Below are 18,955 nucleotides of genomic sequence, written 5' to 3' on the forward strand. Positions count from 1 at the left end.
CGTGGCATCGTCACGATTTATGCCCGAAAATTTTGACGCTATGCCGCAACGGTTTCGCGCTAATTTCATCAACAGTTTATCCGGCGTGAAAGCCGCTAATGTCATTGGCACCCGTAGCGAGGCAGCAGAAAACCTGGCCATCATCAGTTCAGTGTTCCATGTGGGGGCGAACCCACCGTTACTGGGCATGCTCATGCGCCCGCATACGGTAGTCCGCGACACGCTGGAAAACATTCTGCAAAGTGGCGTTTATACGATCAACCATGTGGGCAGCGAGTGGGTGGATAAAGCGCACCACACTTCAGCCCGCTTCGATGCAGATGTGAGCGAGTTCGCACAATGCGGCCTGACCTCCTGGTACAGTGAGTCACATGCGGCGCCCTACGTACAGGAAAGCCGGGTGAAGATAGGCTTACGTCTGTCTCAGCATCTGACCCTGGAAAACAAAACGGTGTTGGTGATTGGCCATATTCAGGAAGTGATCCTGGCCAACAATACCGTAGCGGAGGACGGTTATGTGGATATTGAGGCGCTGGGCAGCGCTGCGATCACCGGGCTGGACAGCTATCATAGCACTACCCGTTTGGCGCGCTTTGAATATGCCAAACCCGATACACCGGTAGCGGTCAAGTGACGCAGGGAACCTTTCGCCGCTGATCAGCTCTAACTGCTACATGGCATTACCCGGTATGTTTAAATAAGACACAGCTTTGCGCGATCCGTGAAAAACGGGTATAAGTATAAGGTAATGATTAACCCGCTTGTTGGCGGGTTTTGTTCTTTTAAAGCGGTAAGAAAAAAGAATCATTATCGTTTCACTACCAGGGAGCACTGAATGAAACCCGTAAACCGTCGACATTTTCTGAAGCTGGCCAGCACGTCAGTGATTGGTCTGACTCTTGGTGGCACCGCCTTGCGTGCAAATGCACAGGAGCAATTACAAGCGGATGACCCCACGGCCAAAGCGCTGAATTACACGCCGTCCTCCACTACGGAAGGGTCGAACTGCGCCAATTGCATGTACATTCAGGGCAGCGATGGAGAGCAACACCGTCCCTGCGCTATTTTCCCGGGCAAACTGGTCAATGCCGAAGGCTGGTGCAGTGCGTGGGTGAAAAAACCAGGATAAGGCTCACGCCTCATCCTGGTATCTCCGCTAGTTGTCAGCAGAAGATGACAGCGGTTGAAATAACGCTTTCAGACCAGGCTCCTGCAGCCGGCTTTCCGCCATTTGCACTTCCGGCGTAAACGTGTGCGCTTGCTCGAACAAATACCCGGCGCGCAGTACCTGCATATCCTGCCACTGCCCGCCAATAAAGCTAAGTCCTACAGGTAACCCTTTCACCTCGGCCACCGGCACGGTGAGATGCGGGTAGCCGGCAACAGCTGCCAGATAGCCTATACCGATAAAGCCCACCGGCGAATGATCACCGTAAATGGCATCAATCATGAAAGCCGGACTGTTGGACGGCGCTACGATCACATCCAGATTATGACTACTGAGAAACTGGTCAATACCCTTCTCCCGGGCCGTGGTGCGCACCAGTGAGAGCGCCTCTTGGTACTCGTCGCTGTCAATAGCCGGCGCCGCCAGCGACTTGACAAAGATAGACTGATCGAACAGTGCCAGTTCCCGCGGGGTCTGGTTGTTAAACGCCATCAGGCCTTTCAGATCCCGCGCCGGCAACTCGGCCGGTGAGTCCGCCAGATACTCGTTAATATTGTGGTGAAATTCACTGAGCAGCACTTTGTAAGAGCTGGGCCAGAACGCATCTGGCTGAGAAAAATCATTCAGCTCCACCAGCACCGCACCTTTGGCTTTCAGTGTATCCAGCGCCGCATTATAGGCTTTGAGAACATGAGGGTTGTCGCCCTGACGAAAACGCACCACGCCTACGCGCATACCTTCAAGATTACCGTCGGTCACCGTATCGGCGGGCGGAAGATACTCAGGCGCCGCGACAGTAGCCGGATCTTTTGCGTCTGTCCCTGCCATTGCCTGGAACATTACGGCTGCGTCAAGCACCGACCGCGTCATAGGTCCTGCGGTATCCTGGGTATGTGAGATAGGCACAATATGGCGGCGTGACAGCAAGCCCACAGAGGGCTTAAAGCCGACGACACCGTTCATCGAGGCCGGGCAAATAATAGAGCCATTTGTTTCCGTACCTACTGCCAGTGATGCCAGCCGCACCGCCATCGCAGCTCCTGAGCCTGACGAGGACCCGCAGGCCGACCGGTTGAGCAGGTGCGGGTTGTGCGTAAGGCCGCCCATCGCACTCCAGCCACTTATCGATGACTCTGAACGGAAATTCGCCCATTCCGATAGATTGGTTTTGCCCAGAATTATGGCACCTGCCGCCTTTAATCGCGCCACCACAGGGGCATCGCGGCCGGTATCATTGTTGATTAATGCCATAGAGCCGGCGGTAGTAGCCATACCGGTAGCTTCAATATTGTCTTTCAACAGCACCGGGATCCCGTGTAACGGACCTGCCACCTCGCCGTTGGCCAGCGCCTGGTCCCGCGCCCGGGCTTCAGCCAAGGCATCCGGATTGACCGCCAGGACACTGTTAATTTTAGGGTCCAATTGCTCGATGCGGCGCAGATAGCCGCGCACCAGCGTTTCCGATGTCATCTCGCCGGCTAAAATGGCCGCCGCCTGTTCTGTGGCATTACGATCCAGCCAGGTTGACGGCGCGGCTTCCTGAGGCTCGTCAGTTTGCGTTGTTTGCGGGGTGGCCGCGCAGGCACTCAACAATATAAATAACATCGCTACCAGCCCGGGATAGCGGGCCTGCTGTAAATTCCAAACCATGGATTTTCCTTGTGTCAGGCGAATTGAACAATTCAAAGTAGCCGCTTTTGCAGCCAATTGCTACTACGCACAAACCGCCGGGTGAGTTCGTTACAGGCAACCGTCAGTCGGAAATCCTGCTACCTTTACCGTACCGCAATTGTTGCCACTGCCCAATTCTGGCATGGTGAGGTAAACCCTGGTTTGTTAATAACACGGAAACATAATAATGATACGACTCCGCTACTTTTTTCCTGCCAGCCTCTGGCTGCTGTTAAGTGCACTGGTATTGGTGCAGGCCCAGGCCGAAGAAGACAAGGCCCAGCCCGTGCCCGAAGCACAGATGTCGGTGACCAAACATAAGGCTAAAATTAACGGCAAAACCGTGAAGTATTCGGTTCATGCCGGTGATACGCACCTGAAAAATGCCAAGGGCGAACCTGAGGCGAGTATTTTCAGCATTGCCTATATTCGTGAAGATGTGGATAACCGCAGTACCCGCCCCCTGATGTTTGTGTTTAACGGCGGACCAGGCTCCTCCAGTGTGTGGATGCACATGGGGCTGTTCGGGCCGAAACGGGTGGTGCTGCCCAGTGACGCACAGCAGGTAGGTGCGCCACCGTTTCCTATTAAAACCAACCCTGACAGTCTGTTAGACATTGCCGATTTGGTATTTATTGACCCGGTAGGCACTGGCTACTCCAAGCCGCTGGGCGACACCGAAGGCAAAGCATTTTGGGGCGTAAAAGAAGATGCCGATATCCTTGCCGAGTTCGTGCGCGTATATATCACCAAGAACAAGCGCTGGAACTCACCGAAATATTTAGCCGGCGAGAGTTATGGCACCACCCGCGCGGCGGCCATGGTGAAGTCATTGCAGGAAGGCTGGGGCAGTATTGATCTCAACGGCGTATTGCTGATTTCCTCCATTCTGGACTTCCAGACCGGTGATTTTACCGAGGGCAATGATTTACCTTACATCACCTTCCTGCCCACGTATGCAGCCACGGCCTGGTATCACGATGCCGTACCCAATAAAGCCAGCTACGACAGTCTGCCTGCATTCCTCGAGGCGGTGCGTACGTTTGCACTGGAGGAGTACGCGACAGTATTGCTGAAAGGTGGGCTGGCAACTGACGCCGAAGTCGATGCGGCGGTGGAGTCTTTGCATGCGTTTACCGGTTTAAGCAAAACCTATCTGCGCCAGAGCGATCTGCGAATTAATGAATTCAGGTTTATGAAGGAACTGCTGCGTGACCGCGGTCAGGTGGTGGGCCGGCTGGACAGCCGGTATCTCGGCGAGGATGCAGTAAAAGTGAGCAGCCGTTTTGAGGCCGATCCGTCGTCTTACGCCATCGATGGTGCCTACACGGCAGCGCTGCAGCACTATATGGCCACCGAGCTGGATACCCTGCGCGAGGAAAAGTACAACGTACTGTCTGGTGAAGTCTTCAGTAACTGGAACTGGCTGGTTGGCAACAGTCCCCGTAGTCAGGGGTTTCTGGCCATGACACCCACGTTGTCGCGAGCCATGCGTCAGAATAAAGATTTCCGCATATTTATTGCCAACGGCTACTACGATTTAGCCACGCCGTTCTTCGCCACAGAATATTCCATGCAGCATCACGGTATCGATAATGATCGGGTGGCCATGCATTATTACGAAGCCGGGCACATGATGTACATCCATGAGCCTTCGTTGTCACAGCTGGTAGGGGATATTCGGGCGTTTATGGAGAACCGGTAAGAGTTCGGGTCGGCAGGTTGTCTATCAGGTTTACCAGATTGAACTCATCAATCAGCGCCTGATAGCGACCGTCATCAATAAACTGCGCAAGGGTTCGGTTAAACTGCTTGCGCAGCTCATCATCGGCTATTGCAGCCCGATACGGACTGATGCCAAACAACGGGTGCACATCCACCTCAACCTGGCGGCCAGCGGGTAGCTGGTTTTTCAGCATCATGAAAATATTGCGATCCATCACCGCCACATCCACGCTGCCCAACAGTAACAAGCTGACCTGCCGTTGCTGCTCGGGCATTTCCAGATAGCCGCGGTGCGCCGCGGTGAGTGCATTAAACTCTTCACCCAGCACCAAGCGGGCAGTCTGAAACGCGGCAATGGTGTGTTCTTCCAGATCATCAATGGCGTGCAACTTGAGTTCGCGGGACGCTAAGGTGACGGCCACGTTCTGATAAACCACGTAGACATCGCTGAGAATTTTACTGTCGACGTTGTGCCGGGGATTGATAGTCAGACCAATGTCTGCGCTGCGGGCATTGACCAGCCGGGTGGTTCTGCCAAAAGGTACATAAATGGGGTACATCTCGTGCCCTATCTCATGCAGAATTTGGCGAACCAGCTCTAATTCGAAGCCGCTATGGGTGTCAGCCATCACATAAGGCGGCTTATCCCAGCCCACCACGACATCTATCTGTCGTCCCACCGTGGGTGCACATATCAGCGCGAAGATTAACCCTAAGAGTATTTGCCTCATAAACTGCAAGGTAGAGAACCAGAACACTATTATATTAACCCCTTCCTGGTAACACCATTAAACTATCGGCTAGTTCGAACTGCGAACATGTTCCTTTACATGGGAAACGGCACAGCGTCGTTTCCTCAGTCATCCGCTCTTGCTACAATTTGCACTTTAATTTCCTAAACGAGTATCCCCATGGCCTGGTTACAACTTCGCATCAATGCCACCGCAGAACACGCTGAAAGTATCGGTACGATGCTCTCGGCCAACGGCGCCCAGGCGGTAACCTTTGTGGATGCCAAAGATACCCCCGTGTATGAGCCCAAGCCAGGTGAAACCATGTTGTGGCCCGATACCCAGGTGGTGGGTTTGTTTGATGCCAGTGACGACATGCCAAGTATTATTGCCCGGTTGGCACAATCAAAGCTGCTGGGTAACAACTTTACCCATAAGCTCGACCCGTTGGAAGACAAAGACTGGGAGCGGGAGTGGATGGATAACTTTCACCCCATGCAGTTCGGCGAGCGGTTGTGGATTTGTCCAAGCTGGCGTGAGGTGCCCGACCCCGGGGCCGTGAACGTAATGCTGGATCCTGGTCTGGCGTTTGGTACCGGCACCCACCCCACCACTTCTTTATGTTTACGCTGGCTGGATGGGTTGTCCCTGACCGGTAAGCAGGTGGTGGACTTTGGGTGTGGCTCCGGCATTCTGGCGCTGGCTGCCCTGAAGCTGGGCGCCGGCCATGTCACCGGCATTGATATCGACCCACAGGCGTTACAGGCGTCCCAGGAAAATGCCCGCCGCAATGACGTGGCTGACCGCTTATCGGTGTACCTGCCGGACGACCAGCCCAGTTTGCAGGCCGATGTGGTCATGGCGAATATTCTGTCCGGCCCGCTGCTGGAATTGCAAGATGTGATTACGGCGTATTGTAAGCCAGGCGGAAAACTGGTGCTGTCAGGCATTCTGGCCGAGCAGGTAGCACGAATAGAAGCCGCGTATGCCCGCGATTTTGATTTGGATACCAGCGCGATTGATGGCGACTGGGCGCGGGTGTCCGGCGTACGTAAATTAGCCTGAGTTTCACTTGACATTTTCTGTACAACCGGGCCTGACAGGTCCGGTGCCAGCCCATGCCACACAAGGGTTTAACATCTTTTCTAACAACCTCTGAAAATCTTCCTGAAAATCATTCTGTCAAGCCCCGAAATGCAAATTTTGTGTGATTTTTAGCCTTTTCAAGGCTTGCGAAAACACGTACACTTAGCGCCCCGTTTTAGCCGGGTGTTTAATTTCTGTTCAATATAAGTCGTTATGAGTATGCAAATCGGACCGTACAAATTGGCAAACAATTTAATGTTGGCCCCGATGGCTGGCGTTACAGATCGTCCATTTCGACAACTGTGCAGAAGAATGGGTGCCGGTCTAGTGGTATCAGAAATGCTGTCGAGTAATCCGCGGGTCTGGAAGACTGCGAAATCGATGTCACGTATGGACCACACGGGAGAGGACGGTATTCGCTCAGTGCAAATTGCTGGGGCCGATCCCGAGCTTATGGCACAGGCAGCGCAATTTAATGTAGGTAACGGTGCACAAATCATCGATATCAACATGGGTTGCCCCGCCAAGAAAGTGAATAAGAAGCTGGCAGGTTCTGCCCTGCTGCAATACCCCGACCTGGTAGAGTCTATTATCAAGGCCGTGGTAAATGCAGTAGACGTACCTGTCACCCTGAAGATACGCACCGGCTGGAATACCGATAACCGCAATGGGGTAGAGATTGCCCGGATTGCAGAGCAAAACGGCATACAATCGCTGGCGGTTCATGGCAGAACCCGAGCCTGTATGTACAAAGGGGACGCGGAGTATCACACCATCCGAGACATTAAAGGTGCTGTGTCTATTCCTGTTATTGCCAATGGCGATATAACGTCTCCGGAAAAGGCACAACATGTGCTTGAGTACACTGGTGCAGACGGAGTGATGATTGGTCGCGGTGCCCAGGGAAATCCATGGATTTTTAAACAAATCCTGCATTTTCTGGAAACCGGCGAGAACCTGGCGCCTCCATTATTGTCTGAACAACATCAGGTGTTACATGAACACGTTGCGAACGTGCACGCCTTTTATGGCGACATTACCGGGGTGAGAATTGCCCGGAAGCACGTGGGCTGGTATCTCGCGGAACATGATAAGGAACGTCAGTTTCGTAAAACATTCAATGCTATTGAGCAGGCTGATGCACAGCTCAACGCACTTGACGATTATTTTCAATCGCTGCAATCACGGGAAACCCGACAGATTTCTCCTGCAGCATAGTGATGACTAACTAAAGAGCAAGAAAGTATTATGTTCGATCAAAATGTGACTTCACCATTTACAACGACAGTAACTACACCTTCACAAACTCAAGCTCAAAAGCCGTTGCGCGACTCTGTAAAGCAAGCGGTTAACAAGTATCTGAAGCAACTGGACAATGCCAATATCGACAATCTGTACGAACTGGTACTGGCTGAAGTTGAAGCCCCACTGCTGGAAGAGGTGATGACCTACACCCGCGGCAACCAAACCCGCGCGGCCATCATGATGGGCATCAACCGCGGTACGCTTCGCAAAAAGCTGAAGCAGTACGGCATGAACTAAGAATTCTGGGCTTAGCCCACACCAAGAGCACCTTCCGGTGCTCTTTTTGTTTCACACTCTCGATAAAGAAAGTTATTACCCACTATGCAAACACCTAAACCCATCAAACGTGCGCTATTAAGTGTGTCAGACAAAACCGGTATCGTGGAATTTGCCACCGCACTGGATCAGGCCGGCGTAGAACTGCTGTCCACCGGCGGCACCGCCAGACTACTGAGTGATGCCGGCCTGCCGGTTACAGAGGTATCCGCTTACACCGGTCACCCGGAAATTATGGACGGCCGGGTGAAAACCCTGCACCCCAAAATCCATGGTGGCATTTTAGGTCGTCGCGACAAAGATGAAGCGGTAATGGCTGAGCATGAAATTGCGCCGATTGATTTGGTGGTAGTGAACTTGTACCCGTTTGCCGCCACAGTAGCCAGTGAAGACTGCACGCTGGAAGATGCCATCGAAAATATCGATATCGGTGGGCCGACCATGGTGCGCGCCGCGGCGAAAAACCATAAAGATGTGACGATTGTGGTTAACGCCCAGGATTATGCCGGCGTGCTGGAAGAAATGAACGATAACAGCGGTTCACTAACCTACGCTACCCGCTTCGACCTGGCCATCAAGGCCTTCGAGCACACCGCAGAATACGACGGCATGATCGCCAACTACTTCGGCGCAAAAATCGATGCGGTGGAGTGCGAAGACGATTGTGACCACCAGCATAGTGAATTCCCCCGTACCTATAATATGCAGATGCGTAAAAAGCAGGATCTGCGATATGGCGAGAACAGCCATCAGGCGGCGGCCTTTTATGTGGAAAATGAGGTACAGGAAGCCTCGGTGGCCACAGCCGAACAATTCCAGGGTAAAGAGCTGTCGTTTAATAACATTGCCGACACCGATGCTGCGCTGGAATGCGTGAAAGAATTTGACGAGCCGGCCTGTGTCATTGTTAAGCACGCCAACCCGTGTGGCGTAGCTATCGGCGACAACATTCTGACCGCCTATGATCGGGCCTTTAAAACCGACCCTACGTCGGCGTTTGGCGGCATCATTGCATTTAACCGCGAACTGGACGGCGACACTGCACAGGCCATCGTCGACCGTCAGTTTGTGGAAGTGATTATTGCCCCGTCGGTGTCTGATGAGGCGAAAACCGTTGTTGCGGCCAAGAAAAACGTCCGCCTGCTAGCCTGCGGCGACTGGCACGGTCAGCTGACCGAAGGCTATGACTTCAAACGCGTCAACGGCGGCCTGCTGGTTCAGGAACGTGACTTTGGTATGGTGGAAACGGACGACCTGGAAGTGGTCACGAAGCGCCAGCCTACCGAAGAGGAACTGCGCGACCTGATGTTCTGCTGGAAAGTGGCCAAGTACGTGAAGTCTAACGCTATTGTTTACTGCAAAGACGGCATGACCGTGGGCGTGGGCGCAGGCCAGATGAGCCGGGTGTATTCAGCGAAAATTGCCGGTATTAAAGCTGCCGATGAAAACCTGGAAGTGGCGGGCTCCGTCATGGCCTCCGATGCCTTCTTCCCGTTCCGCGATGGCATTGATGCGGCTGCAGCGGCCGGCATTAAAGCCGTCATCCAGCCAGGCGGCTCCATGCGCGACAACGAAGTTATTGCGGCAGCCGATGAGCACGATATCGCCATGGTATTCACCGGCATGCGCCATTTCCGCCACTAAGTATAACTGACGGCGTTAGGGCGAGCGGCAGATAAATTGACGCCCGCCCTACGAAACACTGGTTTTTTCCAGCTGCTCAGTTAGGCTTAGGACTCATCCTGCAATGATGGAGCGCCGGCCGTTAAGCGTTATTACGCCGCCCTCCGTATTGCTCTTGAATTGGCCACATAAGGATACCCAACCATGACAGCTCTCAAGCAACTTGTTTCTGCCGTAACGCTGGCTCTGGCAGCCACATGTGTCAATGCTGACGCCATTCACGATGCGGTGAAAAGCGAACACCGCAGTGCCGACGCCAAAGCCCGTGATGAGTATCGTCACCCGCAACAAACGCTGCGTTTCTTTGGCATTGAGCCGGGAATGAAAGTGGTGGAAGTGTGGCCGGGTGGTGGCTGGTATACCGATATTCTGGCACCGTTACTCAATGACAACGGTGAGCTGGTAGCGGCCCATTTCTATGTAGATGAGACAACGAACGACTACTTTAAAAATGCCCTGAAGAAGTTTAACGAGCGGGTAGCCAGTCATCCGCCCTACGCCGACCTGACGGTGACCGCATTTCATCCCACCAAAGCACTGGATATGACCGAAGCCGGTACCGCCGATGCCGTACTGACCTTTCGTAACGTGCATAACTGGTACATGCGTCACGGTGATGAAGGCCTGAGCAATGCGTTCGGGGCGTTTTTCAAAGTGCTGAAACCGGGTGGTGTGCTAGGCGTGGTAGAGCATGAAATGCCGGCCGATGGCAGTGACGAACACATGAAAAAAAGCGGTTACATGAAGCGGGATGTGGTGATTGCAGCGGCAGAGGCAGCAGGCTTTACTCTGGCAGACAGCAGTGACGTGAATGCTAACCCCCGTGATGATGCCGACCACCCTAAAGGGGTTTGGACGCTGCCACCCAGCCTGGCGATGAAAGATCAGGACCGCGCCACCTATATGGCCATTGGTGAAAGTAACCGCATGACCCTGAAATTTATAAAACCTGAAGCATAAACGGAATCATTGATGAACGTACTTGTTATAGGCGGCGGTGGCCGCGAGCACGCGCTGGCCTGGAAAGCCGCGCAATCTGCTGATGTCGACACCGTCTTCGTAGCCCCCGGTAATGCCGGTACCCTGCACGAACCCAAACTACAGAACGTCGCCGTTGGCGCAGAAGATCTTGACGGTCTGCTGACCTTTGCGAAAACCAATGACGTGGCACTGACTATCGTTGGTCCGGAAGCCCCGTTAGTCGCCGGTGTCGTAGACGCTTTCGAAGAAGCCGGGCTGAGCATCTTTGGTCCTTCTCAGGCGGCCGCGCAGCTGGAAGGCTCAAAAGCTTTCACCAAAGATTTTCTGGCCCGCCATCAAATTCCTACCGCGGAATACCAGAACTTTACCGAGATTGAGCCGGCCCTGGCGTATGTACGCGAAAAAGGGGCGCCGATTGTGGTCAAAGCCGATGGCCTGGCCGCCGGTAAAGGGGTGATAGTGGCCATGACGCAGGAAGATGCCGAAGCCGCCGTCAAAGACATGCTGGCCGGGAACGCGTTTGGCGATGCCGGGCACCGGGTAGTCATTGAAGAGTTTCTGGATGGTGAAGAAGCCTCGTTCATAGTGATGGTCGATGGTAAAAACGTATTGCCGTTTGCCACCAGCCAGGATCATAAACGTGCCGCCAACGGTGATCAGGGCCCGAACACCGGCGGCATGGGTGCATATTCACCGGCGCCAGTGGTAACTGCCGACATTCATGACCGCATCATGAACGAAGTGATTATGCCCACTGTGAACGGCATGGCCGCCGAAGGGCATCCGTATGTGGGCTTTTTGTATGCCGGACTGATGATTATGCCCGACGGTACCCCAAAGGTGATTGAATACAACTGCCGCTTTGGCGATCCGGAAACCCAGCCGATAATGATGCGCCTGCAGTCTGATTTGGTGCCACTGTGCCTGGCCGCCTGTGAAGGTAAACTGGACGAGCAGACTATCAGCTTTGATGATCGCGCCGCCGTGGGTGTGGTGTTAGCGGCCGGTGGTTATCCGGCAAGCTATAACAAGGGCGATGTCATCGAAGGGCTGGCGGACGCCGCCACTCTGAATGGTAAAGTGTTTCACGCCGGAACCAGTACCCGGGATGGCAAGGTTGTCACCAGCGGCGGTCGGGTGCTGTGCGCCACGGCACTGGGCGAAAATGTCACGGCTGCACAGCAACAGGCCTACGAACTGGTTGCTAAAATTAACTGGCAGGACGTGTACTTCCGGACTGATATCGCCCATCGCGCGATTGCCCGGGAAAGCCAGGCTTAAACGCCACGCCGGTTAAGACGCCGGGCCCCACCCTGTGGCCCGGCGGTTATTCCTTCAGCATAAATTCCCGCTTCTTTTTCCCACCGGGCTGGTTTAGGGTATAGCCATTGCCTTAACCATCAAACTCATTTTGCCCACCTGCCGTGGGTGACAGGGACACACCATGGACGCCACGTCATATCGCCAGGCCTGTTTTAAGATCCTTCGACCTTACCGGGTGAATATGGCGGGTGAATGGCCCAGCCGGTTGTTCGACTATTTTCTGATAATTCTTATCCTGGCCAACGTACTGGCACTGATGCTGGAGACGGTCGACAGTATCGCCAGCCAATGGGCCACGGCGCTGTTCACGTTTGAATTGGCCTCGGTGATTTTCTTCACCCTTGAATACGTGGCCCGGGTGTGGGTAAGTCCGGAGATGACCGACTATGACAACGACGCGCTGAGTGACTGGCAGATCCGCTGGCGCTATATGCGCTCACCTATGGCCATTATCGATCTGCTGGCCATTCTGCCGTTTTTCCTGAGTCTGGTAGTGACCATGGATTTACGTATGCTGCGGCTGTTTCGCCTTACGCGGATGGTCAAGCTGGGCCGTTACTCCCAGTCTATGCATACGCTGATGACAGTATTGCGCAATGAGGCCCGTACCCTGCTGGCTGCGGTCAGCGTATTGTTCATCGTGATGGTGTTCGCTGCCACCGGCATCTACTATATTGAACGGGACGTGCAGCCCGAGGTGTTCAGCAGTATTCCGGCCGCGCTGTGGTGGTCACTGGTGACGCTGACTACTGTGGGCTACGGCGACGTGGTGCCAGTCTCCCCGTTGGGGCGTATGTTCGGCGGGTTGATCACCTTATTGGGCGTGGGTCTGTATGCGCTGCCGGCGGGCATATTATCGTCCAGTTTTACCGCGCAGTTACAGCGGCGGCGGGATCGTTTCAGAGAGTGTGTTGAGTCGGCCATTGCCGATGGCCATATCAGTGACCACGAATCCAATCATCTGGAAAAAGTGCGTGACCTGCTGGATCTCGATGAAGAAGAAGCGGAAATGATCGTCAAGCTGCTCAGGCACCACCATGAAGGGCAGCGGACCAAGCAGGAAGCGAGTACGCCCGATCAGCAATGATTGCTGGTCTTGATTATTCCCGTTAAGCAGCTTATAACTAGTCTCCGGTTTTCCACCAAGAGACGGTATGTCTGTAAAATATCCAATTATTGCTATTACCGGTTCCTCGGGTGCCGGAACCACCACTACTACTAATGCGATCCGGCATATTTTTCGTAATCTGAAAATAAATGCTGCGGTGGTAGGGGGCGACAGCTTTCACCGCTTCACCCGGCCGGAAATGGAAGTGGAAATTCGCAAAGCCCAGGAACAGGGCCGTCATATCAGTTATTTCGGCCCCAAAGCCAACGATTTTGAATTGCTGGAAAGCCTGTTCCGTGAATATGGCAGCAGCGGCACGGGCCAGTTTCGCCAGTACCTGCATACGTTTGACGATGCGGTGCCATTTAACCAGATGCCCGGCACGTTCACGCCCTGGCAGGATTTGCCACAAAATACCGATTTACTGTTTTATGAAGGCTTGCACGGCGGCGTAAAAACCGAAGAAAACGACGTGGCCAAGTACGTCGACTTACTGGTGGGGATGGTGCCTATCGTGAACCTGGAATGGATCCAGAAAATTGTGCGCGACACCACCGACCGCGGTCATTCCCGGGAAGCCGTCATGAGCAGTATCGTACGGGGTCTGGATGATTATTTTCATTACATTACGCCCCAGTTTTCACGTACCCACGTGAATTTCCAGCGGGTGCCTACGGTAGACACCTCCAACCCGTTCAGCGCCAGAGAAATTCCCACCCAGGACGAAAGCTTTGTGGTAGTGCGTTTCCGCCGTGAAATGAAAAATGTCGACTATCCGTACCTGCTGAAAATGATAGACGGGGCGTTTATGTCCCGTATCAACACGCTGGTCGTCCCGGGTGGTAAAATGGGTCTGGCAATGGAGCTGATCCTCACCCCGCTGATTGAAGATTTACTTGAGAAAAAACGCCGCGCCGGCCACCAGATGGACTGGGTGAGCGACCGCTAACACCACTCAACAGTGCAGCGCGTAGGATAAGGCTTGCCTGCCTTTGTCACCTGACCACTGGTCGGGTGTCTGCTTGTGGCAACTTTAAATCTGTCTCGTGGCTGGACACTGCTGTATACATCACGTACGGTGGACGCAGTGACAGGTTATCTTTTCTGAGTTTCTGCCCGTTGTCCGGGCACCATACTACCGCCTGCCTTACTGCGAATTCACTTCGACCTTCCGGTTAAAAACAACAGAGGCACCGCGCTATCTGAACGGTCTGTCATGCAACACAAGGTGCAATGATGAGCCATACCAGCCTACAAATTTGGGTTAATAAGCAAGATCTACACGATGTAACCGTCATGCAAGACTCCCTCAGCGATGATGTGCTGGGCGACAATGACGTACTCATAAAAACTGAACAGTTCGGCCTGTCTGCGAATAACATCACCTACGCCGCCCACGGTCATGATATGGGTTACTGGGATATTTTTCCTGCCGGTGAAGGGTACGGGATTGTGCCGGTATGGGGTTTTGCCACCGTGGTGGCCTCTCACCACCCCGATATTCAACTTGGCGAGCGTATTTTCGGTTTTCTGCCCATGGCGTCGCACTGGGTGATCCGGGCCGGCAAAGTGACGCCCCGGGGCTTAGTCGATGTACATCCCGACCGTAACAGCATCCACCACCTGTACGACAGCTATCAGCGCTGTAATGCAGATCCGGCATATAAGCCAGACCGGGAGGTCTGGCAGCAGGCGTTTCGCCCGTTGTTTATTACCTCCTTTGTGCTCGACGCCCATGTCAGTGAGATCAGTGACCACGGCGCAATCCTGTTGTCTAGCGCTTCCAGCAAAACTGCCTCAGGAACGGCGTGCCTGCTACGTCATCAGCGCAAGCTAAGAAACGCGGACTACCGGCTGATTGGCCTCACGTCTGCGGATAACGCCGATCAGGTCGCCTCGTCGAACTGTTACGATGAGGTGGTGGTGTATGACGAGGTAGATACCCTGCCTCAGGCCGACAGTTACTGGTTACTGGATTTCACCGGCAACGGCGAAACCCTGGCCCGCTTACAGCGGCATCTGGAGCTGAGTATGGACACCATCACACTGGTAGGGACGACCGCCTGGCAGGCCCGGCAAAAAACCAACTCTGCCAGCCTGGCCGCCGACGTCTTCTTCGCACCGGCGCACATTAAACAGTGTCAGCAAGAATGGGGCATGGAGCAATTTTTCAGCCGCTATCAGGAAGCCTGGGAGTTATTTTGTCAAACTACCTCGCAAACCTATTACGAAAAACAATATCAGGGCGTGAAAGAAGCCATTGCCGTGTATAAAGAAATGCTGGCAGGCATGACGGATCCCAGTGCGCTGGTCAGTGTGCGCTTCTGATTTAATATAGTGACAAATCGACAGGCAGCCCGCAGTGGCTCGCTTGTCCCACCACCAACATTCCCCGCGCCCGAAAAGATTTGTAACAAAGGCAGGCGTTTACATCCATATCAGCGCTTTTGTCTTTACCCGGATGTGGTTATAGTGAAATCAGAAAAACTATCATTCGGAAGTATAAGATGGGTCAGGAAACCTCAAAAATTCTGGTTGTCGACGACGACATGCGTCTGCGCAGCCTGTTGGAACGCTATCTTGTCGAGCAGGACTTTCAGGTTCGCACTGCGGCGAATGCGGAACAGATGGATCGGTTACTGGAGCGGGAAAACTTTCACCTGATGGTACTGGATTTGATGCTGCCAGGCGAAGACGGCCTGTCGATCTGCCGGCGCATACGCCAGACCGACAACGACCTGCCCATTATCATGCTGACCGCCAAAGGCGATGAAGTAGACCGCATTATTGGTCTGGAAATGGGCGCCGATGATTATCTGCCCAAGCCATTTAACCCCCGTGAACTGCTGGCCCGCGCCAAAGCCGTGTTGCGCCGTAAAACCTCCGAAGCGCCCGGTGCGCCTTCCAGAGGCGAGCAGGTGGTGGAGTTTGGCGAGTATAAACTGAATCTGGCCACCCGGGAGATGACTGCCAGCGGCACTCCGATGTCGCTGACCAGCGGCGAGTTTGCGGTACTGAAATCGCTGGTAACCCACCCCCGTGAGCCGCTGTCCCGGGATAAACTAATGAATCTGGCCCGGGGTCGCGATTACAGTGCGCTGGAGCGCAGTATTGATGTACAGGTATCACGGTTACGCCGCATGCTGGAGCGGGACCCCGCTAATCCCCGGTATATCCAGACCGTATGGGGGCTGGGCTATGTCTTCGTACCCGACGGTGAACAAGTATAACGCCCACGGGCAGGATGTGTTATGCATGTAATCCCCCGCAGTGCTTTCGGGCAGACGGTACTGCTGATTGGTGTGCTGCTGTTGATCAACCAGGTTGTGTCTTACCTCTCTGTCACCTATTACTTTATTCGTCCCAGCTACGAGCAGATTAACAGCTTGCTGGCCACCCAGGTTAAAGGGGTGCTGGCCACCGATATGCTCTCAGCCGACACAGCAACACTGACTGACTATCGTGACCAGACTGGCATCGAGATTGTGGATAATCGCGCCGCCATGCGCCAGGGTCTGCAACTGTCTACCTACTACGGGTTTATGTCATCACAGGTAAGCAACCAGTTGCAGCAGCCTGCGCGGGTGCGGATCAGCGACAGTCCAGGCCAGGAGCAACCCTACCGGGTATGGATAGCGCTGGACAGGGTACCCGACCGGTGGATAGCCATTCCCATTTCCGGCCTGAGCGAGGCAAACATTTCACCATTGACCATGTACTTAATGGTCATTGGCATCCTCAGTGTAGCCGGCGGCTGGCTGTTTGTACGCCGTCTTAACCGGCCGTTGCAGGCGCTGCAAAAAGCCGCCTTACAGGTGGGTAAAGGTGAGTTCCCGCCGCCCCTGCGTGAACAGGGCAGCAGCGAAATGATTGAGGTAACCCGCGCCTTCAACCGCATGAATCAGGGGATCCGCCAGCTGGAAGCCGACCGCGCTCTGATGACCGCCGGCATTTCCCATGACTTACGCACACCGCTGACCCGCATCCGGCTGGCCACAGAAATGCTGCCTGACGATCAGGACTGGCTGTGTGAGGGCATTATCAATGATATCGAAGACATGAATGCCATCATCGACCAGTTCATCGAGTACGCCCGCCAGGACAAAGATGAAAGTCGTGAAGACACCCACCTGAATGCATTAATACAGGAACTCAGTCAGGCCCGTCTGGTGGAGGAAACCCACAATATTTCGCTGGCGCTGGGTGAACTGCCCATGCTGAGTCTGCGCCGCATTGCCATTAAACGGGTGCTGGACAATCTAATCGAAAATGCCTTCCGGTACGGCTCTGATACCATTGAAATTACCACCCGCCACGACGTAGCGCACCAGCGGGTGGTGTGTGCCATACGTGACTTTGGTCCCGGCCTGCCAGAGCAGGAACTGGACAGTGTATTTCAGCCATTTGCGCAGGGCGACAAGGCCCGTGGCACCACCGGCTCCGGCCTGGGCCTGGCCATCACCCGCCGTATTATTGAGGCTCACGATGGCGGCATTGCCTTGCGTAACCACAGTGCCAAAGGCCTGGTTGCCGAATTCTGGTTACCCGTGCGCAGCTGACACCGGCGCCGCCGGTTGGCGTTTAAGCAACCGGCTGTAACCCCATGCGCTGAACCACAGCCATACGCCCGCCATGGGGATCACCCAGAATGCAATGGTGAGCGGCACAAAGCTGGCCCACCAGCCGGTGGTAAACGAAGCCACCTGCACGCCGGTAGCGTTGCCAATGATACTGATCCCCGACAATACCGGGCCGTTTTCCGGACTGATGCTCATGGCGGCAGACAACATCAGCGGGAATAATCCACCCAGTCCCAGTCCTAACAGTAAGCTGCCGCCGCCTATCCCCCAGATACCGTCCGAGAGCTTAATAATGAATGTGCCGGAAACTGCCAGCGAGGCCAGCACCACCACTAACCGGTGCACACTGAACCAGCGCAGCAACAGCGCAAAGCCGAGCCGGCTGAGTACCATGCCACCGGTAAAACATGCCAACAGGTTGCGGGCTGTTTCGCCGCTGTACCCTATGCCATTCTGGGCATAGCTGACAAACCAGTTGGCATTGCCAAACTCCACCGCGCCATAGCCAAAGCCAGCCAGTGCCAGTAACAAAAACACCGGCTGCCTGAGCACATCCTTAAAGGCCAGCGACTGGCCGGGTTCGGGCGCGTGGCCGGCGGCCCGGCGGTGCTGACGCTGGGCACCTGCGACCATAAACGCATAGATGGCAACCAGCAGCATCACCGCACTCAGACACTGCAGCGGCAACCGCCAGTTATCGGCATACCGGTACACCAGCGTGACATAGAAAGAGGCCGTGAGAGTTCCCAGGCTGAACATGAAGTCCATAAAGCCCATCATGGTAAAGCGCTTTTCCTGATACATTCGCGCGATCAGGGTATGCCCGATAGTAAATATCGCCGAGCTGACTGCACCAATAACAAACACCAGGCCCAATACGCCCGGCCACGCGGTAAGCACGGTCAACACACCAAGCAGACCGCAATTGATGGTCATCAGCACCGCCATTAGCTGCATGAAGTCAAACCGCGAGGCATATTTACCGCCGACGATTGCACCTATCATCATGCCCAGTGAAAACAACGTGAACAACGCACCACTGATGAGTTCGGACATCGCCAGGTCAACAGCAATATCGGGTAACAGAATTCCCCATAAGATAAACAGCATGCCAAGCAAGAAAAAGCCGGCAAAGATAACAGTGGTGGCGGGGCGACGACTCATGGCGCTTCCTATATTCAGACAAAACTTTCCCGCCCCGTTAACAAACAGGGAGGCCGATGAACGAATGCAGGGCTGTTATTATTATAGGCAGACAGTTGTACGACATACCCGGTGCGGGCATAGCGTAATTACTACACCACAGGGGCGTAGTACT

At 54.3% G+C, this 18,955-nt stretch carries 17 protein-coding genes; 14 read left to right on the forward strand and 3 right to left on the reverse strand.

Annotation, left to right across the window (positions count from 1 at the left end; translation table 11 throughout):
- The first annotated feature begins 1 nt into the window (after position 1).
- The gene (locus OCL06_RS02580) at positions 2 to 634 is read left to right on the forward strand and encodes a flavin reductase family protein (RefSeq protein WP_373318429.1); all 633 of its coding nucleotides are present in this window, start codon (positions 2 to 4) and stop codon (positions 632 to 634) included.
- 201 nt (positions 635 to 835) lie between these two features.
- Positions 836 to 1,129 carry a high-potential iron-sulfur protein gene (locus OCL06_RS02585; protein ID WP_262992175.1) on the forward strand — a complete coding sequence of 98 codons (294 nt, stop codon included), beginning with the start codon at positions 836 to 838 and terminating at the stop codon, positions 1,127 to 1,129.
- A 27-nt stretch (positions 1,130 to 1,156) separates the two neighbouring features.
- Here the strand turns inward: OCL06_RS02585 and OCL06_RS02590 are convergent, their stop codons facing one another.
- Positions 1,157 to 2,818, reverse strand: a complete 1,662-nt coding sequence (locus OCL06_RS02590) for an amidase (protein WP_262992176.1) — start codon at positions 2,816 to 2,818, stop codon at positions 1,157 to 1,159.
- Between the two features lie 208 nt (positions 2,819 to 3,026).
- Here OCL06_RS02590 and OCL06_RS02595 point away from each other — a divergent pair, with 208 nt between their 5' ends.
- Positions 3,027 to 4,544 (forward strand): S10 family peptidase, encoded by a 1,518-nt coding sequence (locus OCL06_RS02595; protein WP_262992177.1) that lies wholly within the window; start codon positions 3,027 to 3,029, stop codon positions 4,542 to 4,544.
- Here OCL06_RS02595 and OCL06_RS02600 read toward each other — a convergent pair.
- Complete coding sequence (locus OCL06_RS02600) at positions 4,528 to 5,295, reverse strand: substrate-binding periplasmic protein (RefSeq protein ID WP_262992178.1); 768 nt, start codon at positions 5,293 to 5,295, stop codon at positions 4,528 to 4,530. The genes OCL06_RS02595 and OCL06_RS02600 overlap by 17 nt on opposite strands.
- A gap of 180 nt (positions 5,296 to 5,475) precedes the next feature.
- Here OCL06_RS02600 and prmA point away from each other — a divergent pair, with 180 nt between their 5' ends.
- The 11 genes from prmA (at position 5,476) to envZ (ending at position 17,616) form a co-directional block, all read left to right on the forward strand.
- Positions 5,476 to 6,360: a 50S ribosomal protein L11 methyltransferase gene (prmA, locus tag OCL06_RS02605; protein ID WP_262992179.1), complete on the forward strand. Its 885-nt coding sequence runs from the start codon at positions 5,476 to 5,478 to the stop codon at positions 6,358 to 6,360.
- A 240-nt stretch (positions 6,361 to 6,600) separates the two neighbouring features.
- A complete protein-coding gene (gene dusB, locus OCL06_RS02610; RefSeq protein WP_262992341.1) occupies positions 6,601 to 7,599 on the forward strand; it encodes a tRNA dihydrouridine synthase DusB in 999 nt (332 codons plus the stop codon).
- Positions 7,600 to 7,629: 30 nt separating this feature from the next.
- The gene (fis, locus tag OCL06_RS02615; RefSeq protein WP_018982332.1) at positions 7,630 to 7,923 is read left to right on the forward strand and encodes a DNA-binding transcriptional regulator Fis; all 294 of its coding nucleotides are present in this window, start codon (positions 7,630 to 7,632) and stop codon (positions 7,921 to 7,923) included.
- An 84-nt stretch (positions 7,924 to 8,007) separates the two neighbouring features.
- On the forward strand, positions 8,008 to 9,606 hold the full coding sequence (gene purH, locus OCL06_RS02620; RefSeq protein ID WP_262992180.1) for a bifunctional phosphoribosylaminoimidazolecarboxamide formyltransferase/IMP cyclohydrolase: 1,599 nt from the start codon (positions 8,008 to 8,010) through the stop codon (positions 9,604 to 9,606).
- A 183-nt stretch (positions 9,607 to 9,789) separates the two neighbouring features.
- A complete protein-coding gene (locus OCL06_RS02625; RefSeq protein WP_262992181.1) occupies positions 9,790 to 10,605 on the forward strand; it encodes a class I SAM-dependent methyltransferase in 816 nt (271 codons plus the stop codon).
- Positions 10,606 to 10,617: 12 nt separating this feature from the next.
- On the forward strand, positions 10,618 to 11,907 hold the full coding sequence (gene purD / locus OCL06_RS02630; protein WP_262992182.1) for a phosphoribosylamine--glycine ligase: 1,290 nt from the start codon (positions 10,618 to 10,620) through the stop codon (positions 11,905 to 11,907).
- 163 nt (positions 11,908 to 12,070) lie between these two features.
- A complete protein-coding gene (locus tag OCL06_RS02635; protein ID WP_262992183.1) occupies positions 12,071 to 13,036 on the forward strand; it encodes an ion transporter in 966 nt (321 codons plus the stop codon).
- A gap of 67 nt (positions 13,037 to 13,103) precedes the next feature.
- Positions 13,104 to 14,006, forward strand: a complete 903-nt coding sequence (locus tag OCL06_RS02640; RefSeq protein ID WP_262992184.1) for a phosphoribulokinase — start codon at positions 13,104 to 13,106, stop codon at positions 14,004 to 14,006.
- 287 nt (positions 14,007 to 14,293) lie between these two features.
- Complete coding sequence (locus OCL06_RS02645; protein WP_262992185.1) at positions 14,294 to 15,385, forward strand: DUF2855 family protein; 1,092 nt, start codon at positions 14,294 to 14,296, stop codon at positions 15,383 to 15,385.
- Positions 15,386 to 15,564: 179 nt separating this feature from the next.
- A complete protein-coding gene (ompR, locus tag OCL06_RS02650; RefSeq protein ID WP_262992186.1) occupies positions 15,565 to 16,287 on the forward strand; it encodes an osmolarity response regulator transcription factor OmpR in 723 nt (240 codons plus the stop codon).
- Positions 16,288 to 16,308: 21 nt separating this feature from the next.
- Entirely contained in the window at positions 16,309 to 17,616 is a 1,308-nt protein-coding gene (gene envZ, locus OCL06_RS02655) for a two-component system sensor histidine kinase EnvZ (RefSeq protein ID WP_262992187.1), read from the forward strand.
- Here envZ and OCL06_RS02660 read toward each other — a convergent pair.
- Positions 17,599 to 18,801 (reverse strand): MFS transporter, encoded by a 1,203-nt coding sequence (locus OCL06_RS02660; protein ID WP_262992188.1) that lies wholly within the window; start codon positions 18,799 to 18,801, stop codon positions 17,599 to 17,601. The two genes, envZ and OCL06_RS02660, sit on opposite strands and share 18 nt — an antisense overlap.
- Positions 18,802 to 18,955 lie beyond the last annotated feature (154 nt).

The organism is Alteromonas salexigens (assembly GCF_025628895.1).
GTDB classification, from domain to species: domain Bacteria; phylum Pseudomonadota; class Gammaproteobacteria; order Enterobacterales; family Alteromonadaceae; genus Alteromonas; species Alteromonas salexigens.

What these genes read in the sequence shown, in the direction of transcription:
- OCL06_RS02585 (WP_262992175.1), top strand. Translation starts at nt 836, where the DNA reads ATGAAACCCGTAAACCGTCGACATTTTCTGAAGCTGGCCAGCACGTCA.
- OCL06_RS02590 (WP_262992176.1), bottom strand. Translation starts at nt 2,818, where the DNA reads ATGGTTTGGAATTTACAGCAGGCCCGCTATCCCGGGCTGGTAGCGATG.
- OCL06_RS02595 (WP_262992177.1), top strand. Translation starts at nt 3,027, where the DNA reads ATGATACGACTCCGCTACTTTTTTCCTGCCAGCCTCTGGCTGCTGTTA.
- OCL06_RS02600 (WP_262992178.1), bottom strand. Translation starts at nt 5,295, where the DNA reads ATGAGGCAAATACTCTTAGGGTTAATCTTCGCGCTGATATGTGCACCC.
- prmA (WP_262992179.1), top strand. Translation starts at nt 5,476, where the DNA reads ATGGCCTGGTTACAACTTCGCATCAATGCCACCGCAGAACACGCTGAA.
- dusB (WP_262992341.1), top strand. Translation starts at nt 6,601, where the DNA reads ATGCAAATCGGACCGTACAAATTGGCAAACAATTTAATGTTGGCCCCG.
- fis (WP_018982332.1), top strand. Translation starts at nt 7,630, where the DNA reads ATGTTCGATCAAAATGTGACTTCACCATTTACAACGACAGTAACTACA.
- purH (WP_262992180.1), top strand. Translation starts at nt 8,008, where the DNA reads ATGCAAACACCTAAACCCATCAAACGTGCGCTATTAAGTGTGTCAGAC.
- OCL06_RS02625 (WP_262992181.1), top strand. Translation starts at nt 9,790, where the DNA reads ATGACAGCTCTCAAGCAACTTGTTTCTGCCGTAACGCTGGCTCTGGCA.
- purD (WP_262992182.1), top strand. Translation starts at nt 10,618, where the DNA reads ATGAACGTACTTGTTATAGGCGGCGGTGGCCGCGAGCACGCGCTGGCC.
- OCL06_RS02635 (WP_262992183.1), top strand. Translation starts at nt 12,071, where the DNA reads ATGGACGCCACGTCATATCGCCAGGCCTGTTTTAAGATCCTTCGACCT.
- OCL06_RS02640 (WP_262992184.1), top strand. Translation starts at nt 13,104, where the DNA reads ATGTCTGTAAAATATCCAATTATTGCTATTACCGGTTCCTCGGGTGCC.
- OCL06_RS02645 (WP_262992185.1), top strand. Translation starts at nt 14,294, where the DNA reads ATGAGCCATACCAGCCTACAAATTTGGGTTAATAAGCAAGATCTACAC.
- ompR (WP_262992186.1), top strand. Translation starts at nt 15,565, where the DNA reads ATGGGTCAGGAAACCTCAAAAATTCTGGTTGTCGACGACGACATGCGT.
- envZ (WP_262992187.1), top strand. Translation starts at nt 16,309, where the DNA reads ATGCATGTAATCCCCCGCAGTGCTTTCGGGCAGACGGTACTGCTGATT.
- OCL06_RS02660 (WP_262992188.1), bottom strand. Translation starts at nt 18,801, where the DNA reads ATGAGTCGTCGCCCCGCCACCACTGTTATCTTTGCCGGCTTTTTCTTG.